Origin of the sequence: Archangium violaceum Cb vi76, from assembly GCF_000733295.1 — a bacterium.
Classification (GTDB): domain Bacteria; phylum Myxococcota; class Myxococcia; order Myxococcales; family Myxococcaceae; genus Archangium; species Archangium violaceum.
This window is the reverse complement of sequence record NZ_JPMI01000233.1, coordinates 36,328-56,470: the sequence shown is the minus strand read 5'-3', so window position 1 is coordinate 56,470 and position 20,143 is coordinate 36,328. Positions and strand designations below refer to the sequence as shown.

The 20,143-nt window shown below is 70.0% G+C and carries 18 protein-coding genes; 11 read left to right on the top strand and 7 right to left on the bottom strand.

The window, feature by feature from the left end:
- Positions 1-190 precede the first annotated feature (190 nt).
- The 5 genes from Q664_RS31940 (at position 191) to Q664_RS31925 (ending at position 4,833) form a co-directional block, all read left to right on the top strand.
- On the top strand, positions 191-1,582 hold the full coding sequence (locus tag Q664_RS31940) for a serine/threonine-protein kinase (RefSeq protein WP_043404056.1): 1,392 nt from the start codon (positions 191-193) through the stop codon (positions 1,580-1,582).
- Between the two features lie 337 nt (positions 1,583-1,919).
- On the top strand, positions 1,920-2,852 hold the full coding sequence (locus tag Q664_RS31935) for a hypothetical protein (protein WP_043404054.1): 933 nt from the start codon (positions 1,920-1,922) through the stop codon (positions 2,850-2,852).
- Positions 2,853-2,966: 114 nt separating this feature from the next.
- Complete coding sequence (locus Q664_RS58175) at positions 2,967-3,191, top strand: hypothetical protein (protein ID WP_152622456.1); 225 nt, start codon at positions 2,967-2,969, stop codon at positions 3,189-3,191.
- Positions 3,181-4,359, top strand: coding sequence for a hypothetical protein (locus Q664_RS31930; protein ID WP_052518925.1), 1,179 nt, complete (start codon positions 3,181-3,183; stop codon positions 4,357-4,359). Before Q664_RS58175 ends, Q664_RS31930 begins: the two co-directional genes overlap by 11 nt.
- A 3-nt stretch (positions 4,360-4,362) precedes the next feature.
- Positions 4,363-4,833, top strand: coding sequence for a hypothetical protein (locus tag Q664_RS31925; protein WP_043404050.1), 471 nt, complete (start codon positions 4,363-4,365; stop codon positions 4,831-4,833).
- Positions 4,834-4,902: 69 nt separating this feature from the next.
- Here Q664_RS31925 and Q664_RS31920 read toward each other — a convergent pair whose 3' ends face one another.
- Positions 4,903-5,646, bottom strand: a complete 744-nt coding sequence (locus Q664_RS31920; protein ID WP_235216955.1) for a YqjF family protein — start codon at positions 5,644-5,646, stop codon at positions 4,903-4,905.
- Positions 5,647-5,688: 42 nt separating this feature from the next.
- Positions 5,689-7,299 (bottom strand): Na+/H+ antiporter, encoded by a 1,611-nt coding sequence (locus Q664_RS31915; protein WP_043404046.1) that lies wholly within the window; start codon positions 7,297-7,299, stop codon positions 5,689-5,691.
- A gap of 211 nt (positions 7,300-7,510) precedes the next feature.
- Between Q664_RS31915 and Q664_RS31910 the strand changes: the two genes are divergently transcribed.
- The gene (locus tag Q664_RS31910; protein WP_043404044.1) at positions 7,511-8,701 is read left to right on the top strand and encodes a hydroxymethylglutaryl-CoA synthase; all 1,191 of its coding nucleotides are present in this window, start codon (positions 7,511-7,513) and stop codon (positions 8,699-8,701) included.
- Between the two features lie 21 nt (positions 8,702-8,722).
- On the opposite strand, the gene Q664_RS31905 is transcribed toward Q664_RS31910, so the two are convergent.
- Positions 8,723-10,066: a M24 family metallopeptidase gene (locus tag Q664_RS31905; RefSeq protein ID WP_043404042.1), complete on the bottom strand. Its 1,344-nt coding sequence runs from the start codon at positions 10,064-10,066 to the stop codon at positions 8,723-8,725.
- A 129-nt stretch (positions 10,067-10,195) separates the two neighbouring features.
- On the opposite strand from Q664_RS31905, the gene Q664_RS52935 reads away from it, so the two are divergent.
- From Q664_RS52935 to Q664_RS31890, 3 genes are all read left to right on the top strand, one after another.
- Entirely contained in the window at positions 10,196-10,885 is a 690-nt protein-coding gene (locus Q664_RS52935) for a CBS domain-containing protein (protein WP_052518924.1), read from the top strand.
- 166 nt (positions 10,886-11,051) lie between these two features.
- Positions 11,052-12,365 carry an MFS transporter gene (locus Q664_RS31895; protein WP_043404040.1) on the top strand — a complete coding sequence of 438 codons (1,314 nt, stop codon included), beginning with the start codon at positions 11,052-11,054 and terminating at the stop codon, positions 12,363-12,365.
- 107 nt (positions 12,366-12,472) lie between these two features.
- Positions 12,473-12,700, top strand: a complete 228-nt coding sequence (locus Q664_RS31890; RefSeq protein ID WP_043404038.1) for a hypothetical protein — start codon at positions 12,473-12,475, stop codon at positions 12,698-12,700.
- On the opposite strand, the gene Q664_RS31885 is transcribed toward Q664_RS31890, so the two are convergent.
- From Q664_RS31885 to Q664_RS31870, 4 genes are read right to left on the bottom strand one after another with little or no spacing between them, the layout of a single operon-like run.
- Positions 12,689-13,297: an MBL fold metallo-hydrolase gene (locus tag Q664_RS31885; RefSeq protein WP_043404036.1), complete on the bottom strand. Its 609-nt coding sequence runs from the start codon at positions 13,295-13,297 to the stop codon at positions 12,689-12,691. The two genes, Q664_RS31890 and Q664_RS31885, sit on opposite strands and share 12 nt — an antisense overlap.
- Positions 13,298-13,318: 21 nt before the next feature.
- A complete protein-coding gene (locus Q664_RS52930) occupies positions 13,319-14,671 on the bottom strand; it encodes a coproporphyrinogen-III oxidase family protein (protein WP_052518923.1) in 1,353 nt (450 codons plus the stop codon).
- Entirely contained in the window at positions 14,668-15,807 is a 1,140-nt protein-coding gene (locus Q664_RS31875) for a DegT/DnrJ/EryC1/StrS family aminotransferase (RefSeq protein ID WP_043404034.1), read from the bottom strand. Before Q664_RS31875 ends, Q664_RS52930 begins: the two co-directional genes overlap by 4 nt.
- Positions 15,808-15,825: 18 nt before the next feature.
- Entirely contained in the window at positions 15,826-16,254 is a 429-nt protein-coding gene (locus Q664_RS31870; protein WP_043404026.1) for a hypothetical protein, read from the bottom strand.
- 343 nt (positions 16,255-16,597) lie between these two features.
- On the opposite strand from Q664_RS31870, the gene Q664_RS31865 reads away from it, so the two are divergent.
- The gene (locus Q664_RS31865) at positions 16,598-18,541 is read left to right on the top strand and encodes a thiamine pyrophosphate-binding protein (protein WP_043404024.1); all 1,944 of its coding nucleotides are present in this window, start codon (positions 16,598-16,600) and stop codon (positions 18,539-18,541) included.
- Positions 18,542-18,587: 46 nt separating this feature from the next.
- Entirely contained in the window at positions 18,588-20,138 is a 1,551-nt protein-coding gene (locus Q664_RS31860) for a peptide MFS transporter (RefSeq protein WP_043404022.1), read from the top strand.
- Positions 20,139-20,143: the final 5 nt, after the last annotated feature.

Genomic DNA, 20,143 nt, shown 5'->3' with positions numbered 1-20,143 from the left:
GAGTTTTTCGTCAGCCGAGAAAGTATCCCGCAGAGTCGGGGCCCGGGGCACCTCACCCTCCCGGTGTCTCGCGCGCCCATCCATCCACCAGTGGACACCTCGTGCCACGAGGGTAACCCAAGTGCCGTGCGCTCGACAGAGGGGGGCCCCCCTCCGGAGGCCCTCTTCCAGGGGTGGTAAACTTGAAGCAATGGCGGACACGGATAGCACTTTTCACATCCTCCCCCGCACCGAGCGGACGCCGCCTCGCGAGCAGCCCGCCCGCGTGCAGCTCGCTCCTGGTGCCCTCGCCGGTGAGTACATGCTCAAGGCGGTGCTCGCCTCGGGCGGTCATGGCGCGGTGTACGAAGCTGAACATCGGATCCTCGGCCGGCGCGCCGCGGTGAAGGTGCTGCATCCGCACCTGACGGATCAGGGCGAGATGCTGCAGCGCTTCGTGCGCGAGGCGCGGGTCGTCAACCAGATACGCCACCCGCACATCGTGGACGTGTACGACTTCGGCATGCTGCAGGACGGCAGCCCGTACTACGTGATGGAGCTGCTGCCGGGGCGCACGCTCAGCCAGTTGTTGCAGGAGCGCGGGCGGCTGTCGCCGGAGCGGGCGCTGGCGTACCTGGAGCCGGTGTGCGCGGCGCTGGAGGCGGCGCACCAGGCGGGCGTGGTGCACCGCGATCTCAAGGCGAGCAACGTGGCGGTGGTGTCCGAGGGAGAGTCACCGGTGGTGAAGCTGTTGGACTTCGGCATCGCCAAGTTCATCCACCCGGAGCCGGGGCAGGAGGGGCTGACGGTGGCGGGCCAGCGGCTGGGCACCTCGCAGGCCATGTCGCCCGAGCAGTTCCGCAGCGGCCACATCGGGCCCGGCACGGACATCTACGCGCTGGGCGTGCTGCTGTACCAGATGCTGACGGGCCACTACCCCTTCCAGTCCGAGGACCGGCTGGAGGTGGAGCGGATGCACCTGGAGGCACCGGCGCCGCGGCCGAGCAGCGAGGTGCCCGTGCCGCCCGCGGTGGACGCGGTGGTGCTGCGCTGCCTGGAGAAGGAGGCGGAGCGGCGCTTCCCGGACGTGGCCTCCTTCCGCGCCGCGCTGCGCGAGGCGGTGGCCCCCGCGAGCCCGGGCAAGGTGACGGCGCAGGGCCGCAGCGTGCGCGCCTTCGCCCTGCACGCCGAGGTGGTGCTCGAGGAGGGCGCCGAGGATGACGCCGCGTATGCCGCCGTCTCCGAGGTGCTCGACGGCCTGGAGCAGGAGCTGCGCGCCGCGGGCTTCGTGCTCGCCGTGCAGACGGGCATGGCGCTGCTGGGCGTGTGCCCGCTCGACGAGGCCTCGCACGCGGATGCCCGGGAGCTGCTGGAGAAGGCGCGCGAGCTGCACCAGCGCGCGCGGAAGCTCGCGGCCGGCACGCGCGTGAGCGTCCACGCCTGCGTCCACGTGGGCCAGGTGGATGCGCGGCGCGGCCCCGAGGGCCTCGACATCACCGGGGGTCCCCTGGCGGACATCGCTGGCTGGGTGGTGCGTGACGCGAGCGGTTTCGGCGTCACCCCCTCGGCCGCGCGCGCCTGCTCCCTGCCGCTGGCCGGCTGACGCGGGCCGGTAGCAACTCCCCTTCCCCTCTCTCAATCCCAGACGGCGTGAGGCCTCGCGCCTCGCGTCGTCTTCGCGCGTCCACGGACAGGACGTGAAACGCCATTCACTGTCTGACGTCGCGGGTGGGCCGGTTGCCCATGACCGACGTTTCAGGTGTCTCAATTTTGACCGACTAGACGGTTTTCACGGGTTTGACCTTTCTTTCATCCATATCAGTAGTCACACTGATGGCGTGGAGTTCAGCTTGTCGGGCTGGAATCCCGAAGGGCTCCACGAGGGGGAGTGAAAGGCAGAGCGACATATCCCGCGTCATCCGTTCCCAGGGGGGTGGACCATGCTGTTGAAGACCTTCGAGTCTCGGCGCAACGGTTGGGAGTTCCTGGCAGTGGTGCTGACCTGCGCCGTGGGGTGCGGACCGGCGGAGGGGCTGCCAGAAGAGATGGGCGGGAAGGAGGAGTGGGGGAGCACGGCCCAGGAGATCATCGTGGGCAACGGGCTGAGCCTGAATGGCCTGAGCCTCAACGGGCTGAGCCTGAATGGCCTGAGCCTCAACGGGCTGAGCCTCAACGGGCTGGCGGCGAGCAGCTTCGACAGCTGGTTCCAGGGCGACCCGACGGTGCGCAACGAGGTGATGAAGTACGTGGTGGCGTGCGCGGTTCCCTCGGGCCAGACGCGCTCGTACACGGGCGGGGGCACCACCTATACGTGGAATGGACTGCTGGGACTCGCTCCGGGCTGGGCGAGCGGCTCGGCGGCCACCACGGCGGAGTTGCAGGTGGTGTCCGGCTGCATGGCGGCGCACGCCAACAAGTTCGGCATCAACGTCACCATCTCCCTGCTGGGGCTGGACGGGGCCGGCAACACCATCACCTATACGACGCAGGAGCTGGCGGACTACAACGTCAAGGAGGCGTGCTTCTTCGGCAACCTCTTCGACGGGAGCACCGGCGTCTACGGCGGCAACGACGGCCTGAGCCTGACGAGCAGCCAGAGCAGCCCGCGCGCGTGTGGCCTCGCCGGCTCGCCCAATGCCTCGCAATGCACGCCCATGACGTACGTGGGCAGCTGCTCCAACTACTGCACCCGGGACGGGACCAACACCTTCTACACCTCGTGCACCTACAACGGTGTCACCTACCGGCCCATCACCACGCGCATGAAGCCCTCGGACTTCTATACCTGCGGCGACGGCGTGTGCCAGGCCACGGAGAGCTGCGGCACCGGCACCACCGCCAAGAGCTGCGCGGCCGACTGCGGCTCCTGCTAGCTGGGCGAAGACCCGCGAGCCGTCCTCCAGAAGCACACGCTACCTTTTCACCTCTGCTGCAAGCTGATTTGCCGAAGCAGTCGCTAGAATGGGCGTCATCCATCGGAGGCGCGGATGACGGTGACACGGCTGGTGCTGCTGCTGTCGTGGGCGGAAGCGCCGCAAGATCCGCCCGCCGGGAAAACAGAGCCACCACAGTCCGCATCCCCGGGTGGAAGGTGGCGCTACCTCACGCACCTTGAAGCCTCTGGACCGGCGCTGCTGTTTCCGGAAGGCATGGGCGCGCTGCGCCCGGGCGCCTTCGCATCCATGGGTCTGGGGGTGGACCATGCGCGCTGACTCGTCAGGGGCGAGGGGGACGGGGCTGCTGCTCTTCCTGGCACTCCTGTCCAACGCCTGTGTGTCGCTGACGCCACCACCTGGGCTGGGGCGAAGCCTTCACTACTCCCCGCAAGGCGCCACCGGGCCCGCGGTGGCCGGAGGGCCGGGCGAGGAGCCTCCGCCCACCCGCGACTCCCAGCCCCCCTCTCCTGAGCCCGAGTCTCCGGAGCGGCTGCACCGCCGCCGAGGCGCCCGGGAAGCGGTGGCCGCGGCGGGCCCAGACGGCTCCGACGCCACTGGGTGGCAGAGCGCCCTCGCGACCCACCTGGCCTCTCTCAGCGCCCTGCGCGAGGTGTCCGCCTCCTCGCGCCGCCTCTCCGGCGAGCTCTCCAGACTCGAGGCCAGCGACCTGGGCATCGCCGGCGTGGGCAATGGCATCTTCGTCCGCTACGTCGACTACGGCGAACGTCAACTGCGGTGGATTGACGCCGAGCTCGCCGCCGCCACGGACCTTGCCGCCGAGGCGTCGCAGGTGGAGGACCCGGACATGCAGCTCGCCCTGCTGCGCCTGGCCTGCCCACGGTTGGAGGCCGCCATGATGGGCTCCATGCTGCTGGCCGTATGGGTTGACTTCCTCACCCTCACCGACGCGGCACTCTCCCGGCGCCTCAATAGCGTGGAGGCGCTCTTCATGAGGATGGACGGCTGGCGGAAGATGCTGGAGCCCGCCATGACGGCGCTCTCCTCGTTGGAGCCAGAGCAGGTGGAGGCGGCGGCCCGGGACATGCCCGCCCTGGTGGGCCACCTCACGCGCGAGCTCGCCGCGCTCCTCGAGGACATGAACAAGGGGGCGAAAGTCCTCGAGGCGGCGCTGGTGTTGAAGGAATCCATGGAGGCGCTCACCCTCCTGTCGGCGCTGAAGTTCACACTGCCCGCGCTGCGCGCGGCGGCGCCCGTCACGCTCGGCGTGGGCCTCATGGTGGGCCCCAACGGGGTGATGATGGGGACGCGGATGGTCGTCTCCGCCGAGTGGGTGGAGATGATGCGCCAGTTGGTGCGCGCGGGCGTCCTCGCTGAGTCCAAGGCCGGCCGGATGTTGACGCGGAACACGATCCTGGAGGTCGTCGCGGATCGCATGAGGTTCTACGACATCCCGATGAACTTCGTCCGCTGTCGTGGGAAATGAGCGATGACCGACGGACGCTCCTGGGAGGGTAACTGGAAGGTGCGCTTGTACGAGCGAGTCCGCGAGCGGGGCTACGACTCGCTCACCGCCTTCGCCGAGGCGCGCCCCACCACTTCGCTGGTGGCGCTGGCCGAGGAGCTGGGGCCGGACGACCTCGCGGGCGTGCAGGTATTCGGCGGACTGCTGGCCGAAGCGAAGCGGCGCAAGCAGGTCACGCGTCTGGTGCGCAGCCTGCTCGTGCGTGAACTGTCTCAGCGTCTCCCCAATGGCTGGCCGGCCGTGCTGGACGACGAAAACCGCCTCAAGGTTGCCGTGGCGCTCGGCACATGGTTTGCCTGCGCTCCTGAACCCCATAAGGAGCGCGTTGACAAGGCAGGCGATTCACTGCTCGCCACACCGCCGCCTCCCGGATGGCTCCCGCGCGGGCCCGACGACGAGTTGCTGCTCGCGCTCCTGCCCGACGAAGAAGATTGAGCGTCACCCTGGATGGGACCATGAGCACCGGACGTAACCCCAACGACCCATGAGAAACGCCGAGCAGCACTAATAGACGCGCCGGAGGCTGAACACGTCCACGTCGACGCCTTCCGAGAAGAGCGCCATCGGAGGCTCGTCGGGACGGGGAATGCCAGCGGCCGCCAGGAGCGACTCGTCCAGGCCCTCCGCGTCCGCGCCGCGCACCTGGTAGGGCGGGTGGTGCACCTGGCCGCGAAAGAGCGAGCCCCTCGCGGTGGAGTAGAGGAAGTAGCGCTCGACGAGGAAGTGCTGGAGCGTCCCCGGTGTCGAAGGCGCGGCCGGACCCCGGGGCGTGCAGCGCACGGCGCACGTGGCGGGCGTGGGCCCGGGCCAGAGGCGCTCGGAGCGGTAGGCGAAGGACTCCCCTGCTCCGCCCACGGTGAGCTCCATGCGCGCGTACTGGTAGGGCAGCTTGAACCACGCCCGCGCGAGCCGCACCGCGATGGCATTGGCGGCCTCCAGGCTGAAGAACCAGACGCCGGGGTCCTTCCCCTGGAAGTGCACGTACGTGCGCACGTTGGTCTCGTGGAAGTCCGACAGGAAACCCACCGCGGGCAGGCCCCGGGGCCGCACGCCGCGCATGGTGAAGGGCACCAGGCCCACCCACGCCTGGCCGTCGAAGGTGTCCAGCGTCAGGCCCGGCGGCAGCAGCGGCGCCATCACCTCCGGCGGCAGCGGCCAGTGCAGGAAGAGCAGGTGGCGCCAGCTCTGGTACATGACGGGCCGCTCGTCCGGCCGGCGCGTGGGACTGAGGCGATCGATCTCGGGCACGGGCTCCTTCATAACCCCGGAGCCCGGCGCGAGCCTACGGTCTCAGGTCCCCACCGCGTCCGGGCGGGCGGGAGGCTCCTCCGGGGAGGGGACGTGCCCCTCGGCGGCCTTGGCCTTCTCGAGCCGCTCGTCCAGCTCCGCCAGCAGGTGCTCGAAGGCGTCCTTGCCGATGGCGCCCTTCTGATAGCTCTTCAGGAGCGCGTCCTTCTCCACGATGAGCACCCGCCGCACCGCCTCCTGGTGCTCCTCCTCATGGAAGCGCGTCGTCTGCTGCTTGAGGGCGGCCAGCTCCTGCTCGGCGGTGGCCGTCTTCTCCTGGTAGTCCCGCTGCATCCGCTCCAGCACGTCCGCGGGAATCTCCCGCTCGCGGCGCATGGCCTCCAGCGCGGCCAGCGCGGCCTGGAGCACGCCCAGCCGGCCCCGCGCCAGCTCGTACTTCTCCTGATAGGCGTCCTTGAGCCCGGTGACGCCCAGCCGCCGCAGCAGCGGCGCCATGGTGAGCCCCTGGACGATGATGGAGAGCACCACCACGCCGAACGTCATGTTGACGAGCAGCTCCCGGTGCGGGAAGGCCGCCGGCAGACCCAGCGCCAGCACCATGGAGACGGCCCCGCGCAGCCCGCTCCAGGTGAGCACCGCACTCCAGTTCCAGGGGATGCGCTCGGAGGTGGGACGCAGCAGCGCCGACACCCCGTACACCACCAGCGCGCGCCCGGCCATCACCGCCACGTACCCCACGAGGATGGGCTTCCACGAGGCCAGCAGCGAGCCCACCTGCACCTCCAGGCCGATGAGCAGGAACACCACCGAGTTGAGCGCGAAGGCCAGGTACTCCCAGAAGCTCTCCACCGCCACGCGCGTGGTGGGGCTCATCCCCACGTGCGCCGCCCAGTTGCCGCACAGCATGCCCGCCACCACCGTGGCGATGACGCCCGAGTAGTGGAAGTGCTCGGCCGCCACGAACGAGCCGTACGCGGCGATGACGGTGAGCGTTATCTCCACCATCGCGTCATCCACCCGCCGGATGACCTGGCCGACGGCGTAGCCCACCGCGCCGCCGATGAGCGCGCCCATGCCCGCCACCCGGACGAAGTCCACCACCGCGCCGCCCACGGTGAACTGACCGCCCATGGCCACCCCCAGGATGAGGGTGAAGAGCACCACGCCCGTGCCGTCATTGAGCAGGCTCTCCCCCTCCACCAGCACCGCCAGCCGCTTGGGCGCCCCCAGGGACTTGAAGAGGCCCACCACCGCGATGGGATCCGTCGCCACGATGATGGAGGCGAACACCAGCGCGTGCACGAAGGTGAAGCCCTGCACGAAGTGCAGCCCGTCCACCACCGGCGCGAGGATGGCCGCCGTCAGCGCGATGGCCGCCACCACGCCCGGCACCGCCAGCGCGTGCACCGCCAGCTTGTTCTTCCAGAACTTCTGCGCCTCCAGGTGGAAGGCCGCCTCGAAGAGCAGCCCCGGCAGGATGATGGCGAAGAGCAGCTCCTTGGTGAGGTGCGGCGGCTCGAACGCATGCGCCGTCCCCAGCACCAGCCCCGCCACCACCAACGCCACCGTGTACGGGAACTTGAAGTAGCGCGCCGCGATCGCCACCGCCGTCGCGATGGAGAAGAGCAGCACGAAGGCCAGCTCGAAATGCATTCCCTCGACTCCGTTTGAGCTCAAAAGAGTTGACTTTATCACAGGCTCGGCCCCGGCTCCCAGCCCGGGCCACGAATCCAGGCCACATGCACCCACCTTGTCACCAGGACAAAGGGGCCGGCGGGGGGTGGAAACGCACCCGGCCGATGGGTCAGACTGTTCTCCCCCCAACCTTCGGTGTTCCCCCACTGAAGAATTGAAGGAGTGCTGGATGCAGGCAGGACTGGAGAGCCTTGGTATCGCGGTACCGCCCACGTACGTGGAGTTGGCGGAGCTGGCCAGGGCGCGCGGTGTGGCGCCGGGCAAGTACGTGGATGGGCTGGGCGTGACGCGGATGGCGGTGCCGTTGGTGGAGGAGGACACGGTGACGCTGGCGGCGCGCGCGGCGCGCATGGCGATGGAGGCGGCCGGGTGCACCGCGGAGGACGTGGGCATGCTGGTGGTGGGCACCGAGACGGCGGTGGACCACTCCAAGCCGGTGTCCTCGTACGTGCAGGGCCTGCTGGGGCTGTCCACGCGCTGCCGCGTCTTCGAGACGAAGCACGCCTGCTACGGCGGCACGGCGGCGCTGCTGCTGGCCATGGACTGGGTGCGCTCGGGAAGCGCCAAGGGGAAGAAGGCGCTCATCATCTGCTCGGACATCGCGCGCTATGGCGTGGGCACGCCGGGTGAGCCCACGCAGGGCGCGGGCGCGGTGGCCCTGCTGGTGTCCGACAAGCCGAAGCTGCTGGCCTTCGAGGCCGGGAAGACGGGGGCGTACGCCAAGGACGTGATGGACTTCTGGCGGCCGCTCTACTCGAAGGACGCGGTGGTGGACGGGCACTACTCGGTGCAGTGCTACCTGGACGCGCTGGAGGGGGCGTACAGGGCCTACCAGGAGGCGGCGGAGGACGCGGGCGGCGAGGGCGCGTACAGCGACCGTTTCGCGGCGCTCGTGTACCACGTGCCGTACGGGAAGATGTCGCGCAAGGCGCACCGGCACGTGCGCACGCTGGATGGGGACAAGGAGCCGGACGCGAGCTTCGATCGGCTGGTGGGCCCGAGCCTCGTGCTGCCCTCGCAGGTGGGCAACATCTACACGGGCTCCATGTACCTGGCGCTGGCGAGCCTCCTGTCGTGCTCGCGCGAGGAGCTGACGGGCAAGCGGGTGGGCCTGTTCTCGTACGGCAGCGGCTCGTGCGCGGAGTTCTTCAGCGCGGTGGTACAGCCCGAGGCGCAGGCGCGGGTGAAGGCGCTGGGCCTCGAGAATCTGCTGGAGAAGCGGCGCGCGCTGAGCATCCCCGAGTACGAGGCCATCATGGCCGCGCGCGAGAAGCTGGACGACAAGCCCGCCGAGGAGACGCCGGGCGAGGGCTTCCGCTACCAGGGCACGCGCGACCACAAGCGCATCTACGCGCGCTGAGGGGGCTCGAGCGCGAGGCGGCTACGGAATGAGGTAGTACGCCTCCTGCCGGGGCACGAAGAAGCGCCAGCCCTCGGCGGTGAGGTGCGCGGGGTCCTCCTCCATCACGTACACCTCCTCGCCGTCCCACTCGGGCACCGGGGTGCGCGTGTTGAGCTCGATGGAGATGTACGAGCCCTCGCGCAGCTTCCTCGGCTCGTCCTTGCGGTTGGCCGAGCGGAAGTCGATGGAAGCGCCCAGCGCATGCCCCTGGTTGCCCAGCGGGTGCGAGTACACCTGGGGCACGATTCCCTTCTCCTTCATCGTGGCCATCACCGCCTCGTACACCTCGCCGGCCAGGCGCCCCGGACGAGACTCCTTCACCATCGCGTCCTGCAGCGCGTTCGTGTTCGCCAGCGCCCGCTTGAGGCCCTCGGGGGCGTCCTTCTCGCCCTCGCGCAGCACGTAGGCCATCTTCTGCCAGTCGCTGTGGAGGCCCAGGTAGCTGATGCCGAAGTCCACGTGCAGCAGGTCTCCCCGCTGGATGACCATGTCCTCCTTCGCCACCGCGAGGAAGCCCCGCGACGAGCCGTAGCCCATTCCCTTGCGCTGCACGCGCAGGTCCGGCTGGAACCAGGTGCCCACGCCCCACCGTCCCAGCTCGTCATAGAGCCAGCGGCGCACGTCTCCCACCGTCGTGACGCCCGGCTTCACCACCTCCGGCGAGAAGGCCCGCTTCACCATCCGCTCCGTGAGCACCACCAGCGTGCGGTAGTGCTCCAGCTCCTCGGGGATGCGCGTGTCCAGGTACTCCTCGATGAGCGGCGCCGCGCTGACGAAGCGCGCCTCCGCCTCGGGCCCCAGCGCCTCGACGAGGTACGTGTACGCATCCCGCGTCAGGCTGTGCGTCACCGCGCGCCTGCCGCCGATTCCCAGCGCGATGGTGGCCGGCCGGTATTGCTTCTCGAGCTCACCCAACACCTGTTTGTAGACCCGCGTCTGCGGCGGCACCTCGAAGAAGCGGGCGAGGTTCTCCTCCTCGTAGGCCGGGAGGGCGACCTTCTTCAGTCCCTGCTCACCCGCGTCGATGAAGACGAAGACATCGCGAATGCCCGCGTAGGGCCGCGGCGGCGCCACGTACTGGGTGAGCGGATCATCGTGGAACTCCTCGTTCACGATGATCCACATGCCCACGCCGTGCTGGCGCATCATCGGCAGGATCAACTCATGGCGCTTCTTCAGCCACGCCTCGCGGACATCGAGCTGCTGGGACCAGGAGAGCAGCCGGGGAGACTCCGCGCCGGTGGGAGCGGTGCGGGCCGTGGCACACGCCAGGTTCAGGGCAAGCAGACAGGTGAGGACTGCACGACGGTCCAACAACGTCATCGAGCGACTCCGGAACGAGGGGCCCCCAGGTTACTCCCGCGAGGCGGTGGCGCGCGGCTTGCTCAACTCCTTCCTGGCCCATCCGGAGGCGCAAGTCTTGCGCCCGGCATGGCCGGGGGGAGGCTGCCCATGAAGGATCTGCGTGAAACGGAAGAAACCTGCTTGTCCATCCACCGGGTGTCGACCGGGCTCGGCGAGAACGAGGAGGAGGTCCGCTGGACGGTGAAGTGTCCGGACTCCCACCACGTGGTGGAGCTGGACACGTGCGAAGGCTGCCCACACCTGGAGCACATCCAGCGGGGAGCAGCCGGGCCCGAGCGCCTCCAGTGCCATCCCCAGGTGCGGCCGCCTGCTCCTCCTCCGAGCGACGCCTACGAGCCGCTGCTGTCCCCGCTGCTCGAGCACACCCGCGTGGACGAGCTGATGACCCAGGACGTCTACTGCGTCGACGAGGAGGTGATCGCCGAGGAGCTGGCGGAGCTGTTCGCCACGCGCAAGGTGAGCGGCGTGCCGGTGCTGGACGAGGACGAGCGCCTGGTGGGCGTGGTGAGCCGGGCGGACCTGCTGCGGACCGCGGATGGAGAGGAGGACACGCCGAGGCTGCACCCCGAGCGCGCCGGAGCCACGGCCTCCGAGTTGATGAACGCCTCGCCCGTGGTGGTGCGGGAGGGAACGACGGTGCCCCAGGCGGCGGCGGTGATGGCGGCCGCGAGAGTCCACCGCGTGCTGGTGGTGTCCGCCGAAGGCAAGGTGGTGGGAGTGCTCAGCGCGATGGATGTGGTCCGCTGGGTGGCGCGCAAGGCGTGTTACGCGGTGTGAGCCCCACCCCGTCGAACGCCTCGAGGGACCTGGGTGGGCTGGCTCGTGTTGCACCGGACTTGTAGAGTACGGCCGCGCCAGCACTCCAGGTGAGCCCCCGGTGGCGCTCGTGGCATGCGAGCGGCGAGGCAACAGCGTGTCTGAGCGGACTCCGAGACTGAGCGGCATGAGGGGCTTCACGGCGGCGTGGCTGGGCCAGGTGGTGTCCGTGCTCGCCACGCAGATGACGGCGTTTGGCGTCACCCTGTGGGTGTACGAGCGGACGGGGAGCGCCACGGCGCTGGGGCTGACGCAGTCCTGCTACATGGCGCCGCTGCTGCTGCTGTCTCCGCTGGCCGGGGTGCTGGTGGACCGCTACGACCGCAAGTGGCTGATGGTGGCGAGCGACCTGGGGGCGGGGTTGGGCACGGTGACGATGCTGGTGCTGCAGTCCCTGGGATGGCTGGAGACGTGGCACCTGTACGTGGTGAACGCGGTGATGGGGGCCTTCCAGAGCCTGCAGTGGCCCGCCTGGTCCGCGGCGGTGAGCACGATGGTGCCGAAGGAGCAGCACGGACGGGCCAACGGGATGATGTCGCTGGTGGAGGCGGGACCGGGCGTACTGGCGCCGCTGCTGGCGGGGGCGCTGCTGCCGCTGATCCACCTGCGGGGCTTGCTGGTGCTGGACGTGCTCACCTTCCTGGTGGCGGTGGGCACGCTGCTGCTGGTGCACGTGCCAGCACCGCGAGCCACCGCCGAGGGACGGCGGGCCCGTGGGAGCATGCTGGAGGAGTCGCTCTACGGCTTCCGCTACATCGCCGCGCGGCCGGGCCTGCTGGGGCTGCAACTGGTGGTGTTCGCGGGCAACATGGTGGTGGGCATGGGCTTCACGGTGCTGGCGCCGCTGCTGCTGTTGCGCACGGGGAACAACGGGCTCGTCTTCGGCACGGTGCAGTCCATGGGCGCACTGGGCGGGGTGGTGGGTGGAGTGCTCATGAGCGCATGGGGAGGACCCCGGCGCCGGGTGCACGGGGTGCTGATGAGCTGGATCATCGCGGGGCTGTTCGGCCAGGTGCTGCTGGGGCTGGGGCGGAACCTGCCGGCATGGGGCACGGCGATGTTCGTGCTCGGGCTGGTGGCCGCGGTGAGCAGCACCTGCAACCAGACGCTCTGGCAGGCGCAGGTGGCGCCGGACATCCAAGGCCGGGTGTTCGCGGCGAGGAGGCTGGTGGCGTGGCTGGCCGTGCCGCTCGCGCCCCTGCTGGCCGGCCCGCTGGCGGACCACGTCCTGGAGCCGGGCATGAGGGAGGGCGGAGCCCTGACGGAGCTGTTTGGCGGCTGGGTGGGCACGGGCGCGGGAGCGGGCATGGCGCTGCTCTGCGTGCTCTCCGGCCTGCTCATGGCTCTGGTGAGCCTGGGAGGCTACCTGTGGCCGGCGGTGCGGGAAGTGGAGGGGCCTCGGCCCGAGCAGCCACCGGCCTCCCTCGAAGGGCAGGTCTGACCCCGTTCCCCTCCGCGATGCGTGACAGCGGGCCACGGCACGCCTTCCCGCTGGGAGGGCGGCCGGGACTCCTTGCGGGTGGGATAGCGGGCGATTACACCCTCGGGGTGAGCGATGTGAGAGACCCCCGCGTCCAGGAAGCGCTGCGGCAGGCGTGCGACGAGCTCGGGCTGCCCCTCACCTACCGCGGCTGCGTCCATCCCCTCCTGCGCGACCCCGAGGGCGAGTGGCCCCAGTGCTGCGGTGGAGGCTGCTACCCGTGCGCGCAGACGCTCGTCGATGTCGCGGTGCGCACGCTGGAGTTGCTCGGGACTCCGCGCACCTCACCCCTGTAACGCCCGCGCGAGTTCCTCCAGGGCCGCGCGCCCGCCACGGAATACCGGCCAGCCATCCCCCACCAGCACCGCGTCGATGCGCGGCCATGAGGCAACCAGCTCACGCACCGAAGCGCGGGCCCGGCTGGCGTCCTTCAGCTTCGCCTCCGGCAGGAGGTTGAGCCGGCCGCCCATGTGGCCGCGAATCAGGTCCCCCGTCACCAGCGTGGTGTCCTCGAGGAGCAGGGCCAGCTCGCCGGGAGTCTTGGAGCCGTGCAGCTCCACCGCCTTCAGCCCGGGGACGAGCTCATCACCCGTGGCGAGCCATTGGTCGCACTGGAGCGGAAAGGTGTCCGCCTCGGCGCGGGGGCCGGCCACCTTCGCGCCAAACCCGGAGACCAGCTCGCGGGTGTTGCGGACATGCTCCGAGTTGGTCACCACCACCCACGCCACGCCCCCGAGCGAGCGCAGGTGCGCGGCATCGTGCGTGGACATTGGGAGCGGATCGATGACGACGTTGCCCTCGGGGCGCACCCACAGGACGCTGTGGAAGTCCAGGTTGCGCGCCTCGTTGAAGACGGACCAGCCGTAGAGGTCTTTGCGGTGCAGGGCTTTCATGACGCCCGAGACTACGCGGGCTCAACCCGTGGTCCGCAATGCTTCCGGCAGTGGCGTGCGTCCGGACAGCCACTCCACCGCTCCCGGCGTGTAGAAAAGGGCGCGGATCCACGGCAGCTCGCGGAACCGGCCTGGCTCCACTCCGTACACCCCGCCCTCCTCGCGCAGCCAGCCCACCCGCCGCGCGTGCTCCAACTGGGGCCCGTACATCGTCTCCAGCCCCACGCCCGCGAAGGCCCGGAAGCGCACCGGGTCGATGCGCCCGAAGTTCAACGAGAGCAGCACGTACTTCGCGCACCGCTCCGCGTCCGGCAGCGTGTACCCGTCCTCCTCCGGCAGCACCGCCCCGCCCTCCACCGCCTCCACGTACGCGTCCACCTCGTACGGCGCGAACCACCAGCGCGGCCCCACCAGGCTCGACGCGTAGTTGCCCGCGCCCACGTATGGCAGTCCGTCCAGCAGCCGCCCCTCGAAGTACGGCGACGTCCCCGTCTCCCCCGCGTGCCGCGAGAAGTTCACCGAGCCATAGGGCGCGTGGAAGCCGTTCGCCGTCAGGTGCTCATACGCCAGGTCGTACAGCGCCCCGTAGTCCTCCGGCGTGGGCCGCACCGCCGTCAGCCTCGGCATCGCGCGTCCCGCTCCCCGGTACAGGCAGTCGTACGTCGTCACCGAGTCCACCGGCAACGCCGTCACCCGCTCCAAGTCCCTCCACCAGTGCTCCCGCGTCTGCCCCGGCAGCCCGAACACCAGGTCCACGTTCACCCGCCGGAAGCCCACCGCCGCCAGCGCCTCCACCGCCCGCTCGCCCAGGTTGCGCTGCGCACGCCGGTTCACCTGCGCCAGCGTCTCGTCATTCGTGCTCTGCAACCCCATCGACACCCGATCCACCCCACCCGCCTTCAGCACCGCCAGCCGCTCCCCGTCCGTCGCCGCCACCCGCGGCGTCGTCTCGATGGACACCGGCCACGTCCCCTCGCACCGCCGCCTCCACGGGCGCAACGCCTCCAGCACCCGGCCGAGCAACTCCGGCGCCAGCAGCGTCGGCGTCCCCCCGCCAATGTCGATGCCCGGCACCGTGCACCTCGCGGGCAGCGCCGCGTCCAGCCGCTCGAGCTGCGCGCACAGCGCGTCCACGTAGCGCGTGTGCACCCCCGCGCCCTTCCGCAGGTCCACCGCGAAGTTGCAGTAGAAGCACTTCGCCTCGCAGAAGGGCACGTGCACGTACAGCAACACCCGCTTCAGCGCCTCCAGCGACACGCCCGCTCCAGGCGGTGACGTGAAGCGCTCGCGGAAGTACTCCCGCGAGGGCGGGTACTGAATGGTGAAGTCCAGCGGCCGCGCCGAGGCCAACGCCAGCGCCCGCCTCCAGCTCACCGCCGCGACTCCTCGGCGATGATGCGCGCCACCGCCGCCACGTCCTCCGCGATCAGTGTCTGGTGGATGCCCACGAAGAGCGACGCCTCCGCCAGCGCCGTGCAGTTCGCCAGCCCATCGTGCGGCAGATCCTTCCACGCCGGCTGCCGGGTGATGGCTCCGCCCATCAACGTGCGCACCTCCACCCCGCGCCCCATCAACCGCTCGGCCAGCCCCGCCGCGCTCCCCGTCTTCACCGTGAACGGGAACACGAAGGGCGAGCCATTGTCCCTCGGCGCCGCGTACACCGTCAGGCTCCGCTCGTCCCGCAGCGCCTCGTACAGCGTGGCGTAGTGCGCGTGCCGCTTCGCCTCGTGCGCCTCCCATTCGCGCAGCTGGAAGCGCCCGAAGCAGGCATTCAGCTCGGACAGCTCCAGGTTGTGCCCCAGGCGCACGTAGTGGAAGTTGTGGTGGATGCCCGGCGGCGCCGTGCACGCACCCGGGTCATAGTGACAGGTGCACTCGCGGCCCCAGTGCGTCACCGACTCCACCACCCGCTGCCAGCTCGCGTCCGGGCACACCACCGCGCCCCCTCCAAACGAGGACAGATGATGCGGGTGGTAGAAGCTCCACGTCGCCAGCGTTCCGTACGCGTGCGCCGGCTTCCCGCCGATGCGCAGCTCCATCGTCTCGCACGCGTCCTGCAGCACCAGCAGGTCGCGCTCCCGCGCCAGCTCCAGCAACGCCTCCAGCGCCGCCGGGAAGCCCAGGAAGTGCGTCACGCACACCACCCGCGTCTCCGGCCGCAGCGCGCGCCGCACCGCCTCCGGATCGATGCAGAAACCGCCCGGCTCCGTGTCCACCACCGTCACCGCGAAACCAGCGGTGCGCAGCGACGACACCGTCGTGGGAAAGGTGAAGCCCGCCGTCACCGCGTGCGCCCCGGGGCCCGTGCGCTCCGCCAACGCGAGCGCCGCCGCCAGGTTCGCCGAGCTGCCCGAGTTCACCAGCGCCAGGTGCCTCGCACCAAAACGCTCGCCCAGCGCCCCCGCGAAGGCCTTCAGGTTCGCCCTCGCGGGGCCCAACTGCCCCGCCACGAAGTGCTCGAAGCCCTCCGTCTCCACCGGGCCGGTGCAGGGATACCGATAACGCGCCATCGCAGCGGCCCTCCGCGCTCAGCGCGCCTGCTTCTGCGCCGGCTGCGGCAGATCCGGATCGATGCCGCGGACGATCCAATCCGCCGCCTTCGCCTCCCACTCCGCATCCTTCAGCGCGTCCAGGTAGCGCTCGTAGGCGTAGACGCCCGTGGCCTTCGCCAGCCGGAGGATTTGGATCAGCGCCACCGTGCTGTCCAACACCACCACCGAGCGCTCCATGCCATGGCCGCGCAGCCACACCATGGACTCCTTGATGAGCTCCTGCGTGTCCGGCGGGTTGGCCTTCTGCGATCTCGAGTCCACCAGCAACCCGAAGGACTTGCCCTCGAGCGCCACCACCCGCGAGCGCAGATCCTCGAACCAGGCACGCGCCTCCGCCGGAGTGATGTACCCGGGCGCATGCACCCGGAAGCCGTAGTCCGTGACGACGTTTTGTGGGACAGGCATCACTTTGCCTCGTGTTCCTGCTGGGGACGCCCCTCGCGCCCCGATCAGCCCCGATGGGACCGCGGAGCTTAGCCCGAACTCCCTTCCGCTCGGAAATTCAAGGGGTTGGACGGAGGCCGCGCGCCCCTACCACATCCAAAATCCAGCGAGCCTGAAAACTTTTAATTTAATTGTTTTCATCGCTGGAGAAACTGGGGTAATTTGCGAAGCTGTCACCCTCCGACACACCGCGTCGCGCGCACGCGAGCCTCGCCTTCTCAGTACCTGAGATCCAAGCGAGGTCCACAAACCCGCTGTTCTGGGGAAGCGCGTACCCCGGACGTCGAAGAAGAAAGGGGAGCCCGTGTCCCAGCCCGCCCTCGCCAAGTCCCTCACCAGTGCCGTACTCCGTGGAGAGAGCACCAGCGCCCTGTTCCCACAGGGGATGAGCCCCGTGAGGGAGGGGTTGAGGGACGGGAGGATGGAGGCGGCCGGAGCGGAGCCGAACGCGCGGCAGGAGGAGCCGCAGGCGCGGATGGCGCTGCGCTCCTTCCACACGTACGAGGACCTCACGGTGGCCGAGGCGCTGCTGGCGCACCTGGAGGCGGAGCAGGTGGACGCGGTGTTCGGCATCCCCGGGGGCAACATCGCGCCGCTGGTGCAGGCGCTGCGGCGGCAGGCGCGCATCCGCTTCATCATCGGCAGCCATGAGGGAGGCTCGGCCTTCATGGCGGACGGGTACGCGCGCGCCACGGGCAAGCTGGGCGTGTGCGCGGTGACGGCCGGCCCCGGAGCCACCAACGCCATGACGGGCGTGGCCTCGGCTCACCTGGATCAGGTGCCGCTGCTCACCATCAGCGGGCAGGTGTCCACCGAGCGCTTCGGGCTGGGCGCCATCCAGGAGAGCACCGACGAGGGCGGCATCAACACCAACGAGATGTTCCGCCACTGCACGGCCTCGAGCACCACCATCGTGGACGCCAAGAGCTTCCCGCGGCTGCTGGAGCGGGCGCTGAAGACGGCGCACGCGTTGCCGCACGGCGCGGTGCACGTGAGCATCCCCACCAACATCGCCCGGCAGAAGCTGGCGAAGGTGAGCGTGCCCACGGCGCCGGGAAGCTGGAAGGGCACCCTGCCCGCGGCGCCGGCCTCCGAGGTGTACACGGCGTTCGAGCTCTTGCGTCACGCGAAGCGGCCGCTGGTGTACCTGGGCTCGGGCGCGCGCGAGGCGCTGGAGAGCCGGGGCGCCGAGTTCGCCGCGTTCGTGCGCCGCTATTGCGTCCCCGTGGCCACCAGCCTGCGCGGCAAGGGGCTGTTCTCCGAGGAGGATCCGCTCTCGCTGGGCGTGCTGGGCATCGCCGGCAGCAAGCGCGCGGAGCAGTACCTGGCCGAGGGCGTGGACGTGCTGATGGTGCTGGGCAGCCGCCTGGGCGAGTGGGCCACCAAGAGCTTCTCCGCGCTCTTCGAGGCGGCGCACACCGTCATCCAGGTGGACGCCACGCCGTCCGTCATCGGCCAGTTCCTCCAGGTGAACCTGCCCATCGTGGCGGACGTGGGCTCGGTGGTGGCGGGGCTGGTGGAGTTCGGCCACGGCACCGCGCCGGGCAACGAGGCGCACGTGCGCGAGCGCCGCCAGCACCTCAACACGCTGAACCTGGCCCACCGCCTGGCCACGCCCGTGCTGCCCGAGGACGGTCCGCTCAAGCCGCAGCACGTGATGCAGGAGCTCAATCCGCACCTGCACGCGAACACGGACCTGTACGTGGACATGGGCAACTGCACCGGCTGGGCCACGCACTGTCTGCGCATCACCCCGCCGGCCCGTGTGTTCTACCCGTGTGGCCTGTCCTCCATGGGCTGGTCCATGGGCGCGGTGATCGGCGGGAAGGTGGGGAGGCCGGAGAACACGGCCATCGCGCTCACCGGGGACGGCTCGTTCCTGATGAATGGCACGGAGCTCGTCACGGCGGTGCGCTACGGGGTGGGGGCCGTCTACATCGTCCTCAACGACAACTACCTGGGGATGGTGAACCACGGCGAGCACGCGCAGTCCGGGGGCGAGTACGCGCTGGACGATCCCTACTTCAGCCTGGGAGATCCGGACCTGGTGAAGTTCTCCGAGTCGCTGGGCGCGCGGGCCTACGAGGTGACGCGGCCGGGCCAGTTGGCGGAGCTGCTGCCCGAGGTGCTCAAGCGCGCGGACGAGGAGCGCCGGCCGCAGGTGCTGGTGTGCCGCATCGACCATCGCGAGGTGCCGCCGTACGGGGACCGCTTCGCCGCCGTCGCCTCGGCCCCGAAGGAGGACTGAGCGCGGACCCGCCTTCGCGGGTAGAGTCCGGGCCCAGGAGCCCGGAATGAACCAGACCCCCGCACCGCAGTCCGCCAACGACCCGGCCGTCCCCCTCGTCCCCGGAGGCCCGTCCTCCCGGCCGGAGCAGGGGAGCTTCTTCGGTCACCCGCGCGGACTCTCCACGCTCTTCTTCACCGAGCTGTGGGAGCGCTTCAGCTACTACGGCATGCGGGCGCTGCTCTTCCTCTTCATGACGGCGGCGGTGGAGAAGGGGGGCCTGGGTTTCGACACGAACAAGGCGGGGGCCATCTACGGCCTGTACACCTCGGGCGTGTACCTCGCCGCCATGCCGGGCGGGTGGCTGGCGGACCGGATCATCGGCCAGCGGCGCGCGGTGCTCTACGGCGGCATCATCATCGCCCTGGGTCACTTCAGCATGGCGCTGCCCGGGACGTTCTTCTTCTTCCTGGGACTGCTGCTCATCGTGATGGGCACGGGGCTGCTCAAGCCCAACATCAGCACCATGGTGGGCGGCCTCTACCCCGAGGGTGGCGCGCGGCGGGACGCGGGCTTCTCCATCTTCTACATGGGCATCAACATCGGCGCCTTCATCGCGCCGCTGCTGGTGGGCTACCTGGGGGAGAAGGTGAACTGGCACCTCGGCTTTGGCGCCGCGGGCGTGGGCATGGTGTTCGGCGTCATCCAGTACCTGCTGGGCGGCAAGCACCTGGGCAACGTGGGGCAGAAGCTCCCGAGTGAACCCCCGGCTCCGGGACAGGCGGAACGCGGCGGCTCGCGCACGATGGGGCTCGCGGTGGTGGGCGTGCTGGTGGGGCTGCTGGTGGTGCTGCAGTGGCTCGGGGTGGTGGACCTGACGACGGCGGTGGGACTGGCCAACGCGGGCGGCCTCATCATCGTGACGCTGGCGCTCGCCTTCTTCGCCTTCCAGTTCACGGCGGGCGGGCTGGACGCCACGGAGAAGCGGCGGCTGGCCGTCATCGGCGTGCTCTTCATCTGCTCGGCCATCTTCTGGGCGGGCTTCGAGCAGGCGGGCTCCTCGCTCAACCTCTTCGCCCGCGAGCTCACGGACCGGACGATTTTCGGCTGGCAGATGCCGGCGAGCTACCTGCAGGCCGTGAACGCGCTGCTCATCATCAGCTTCGCGCCGGTGTTCGCCTGGCTGTGGGTGTGGCTCAACAAGCGCGGACTCGAGCCGTCCAGCCCGGCCAAGTTCTCGATGGGACTGGTGCTGCTGGGCTCGGGCTTCGGGGTGATGGTGATGGCGTCACTGGCGGCCGCGGGAGGCAGGCAGGTGAGCCCGCTGTGGCTGGTGCTCACCTATCTGCTGCACACGCTCGGAGAGCTGAGCCTCAGCCCGGTGGGACTGAGCACGGTGACGAAGCTGTCCCCGCAGCGGGCGGTGGGTCAGATGATGGGGGTGTGGTTCATGTCCATGTCGCTGGGCAACCTCATCGCCGGGCGCGTGGCGGGACAGTTCGAGGCGATGCCGCTGCCCCAGCTCTTCGGCGCGGTGGCCGCCGTGGCCATCGCCGCGGGCCTGGTGCTGTCGCTCTTCGTGCGCCCCATCCGGCGGATGATGGGCGGGGTGCACTGAGCCGG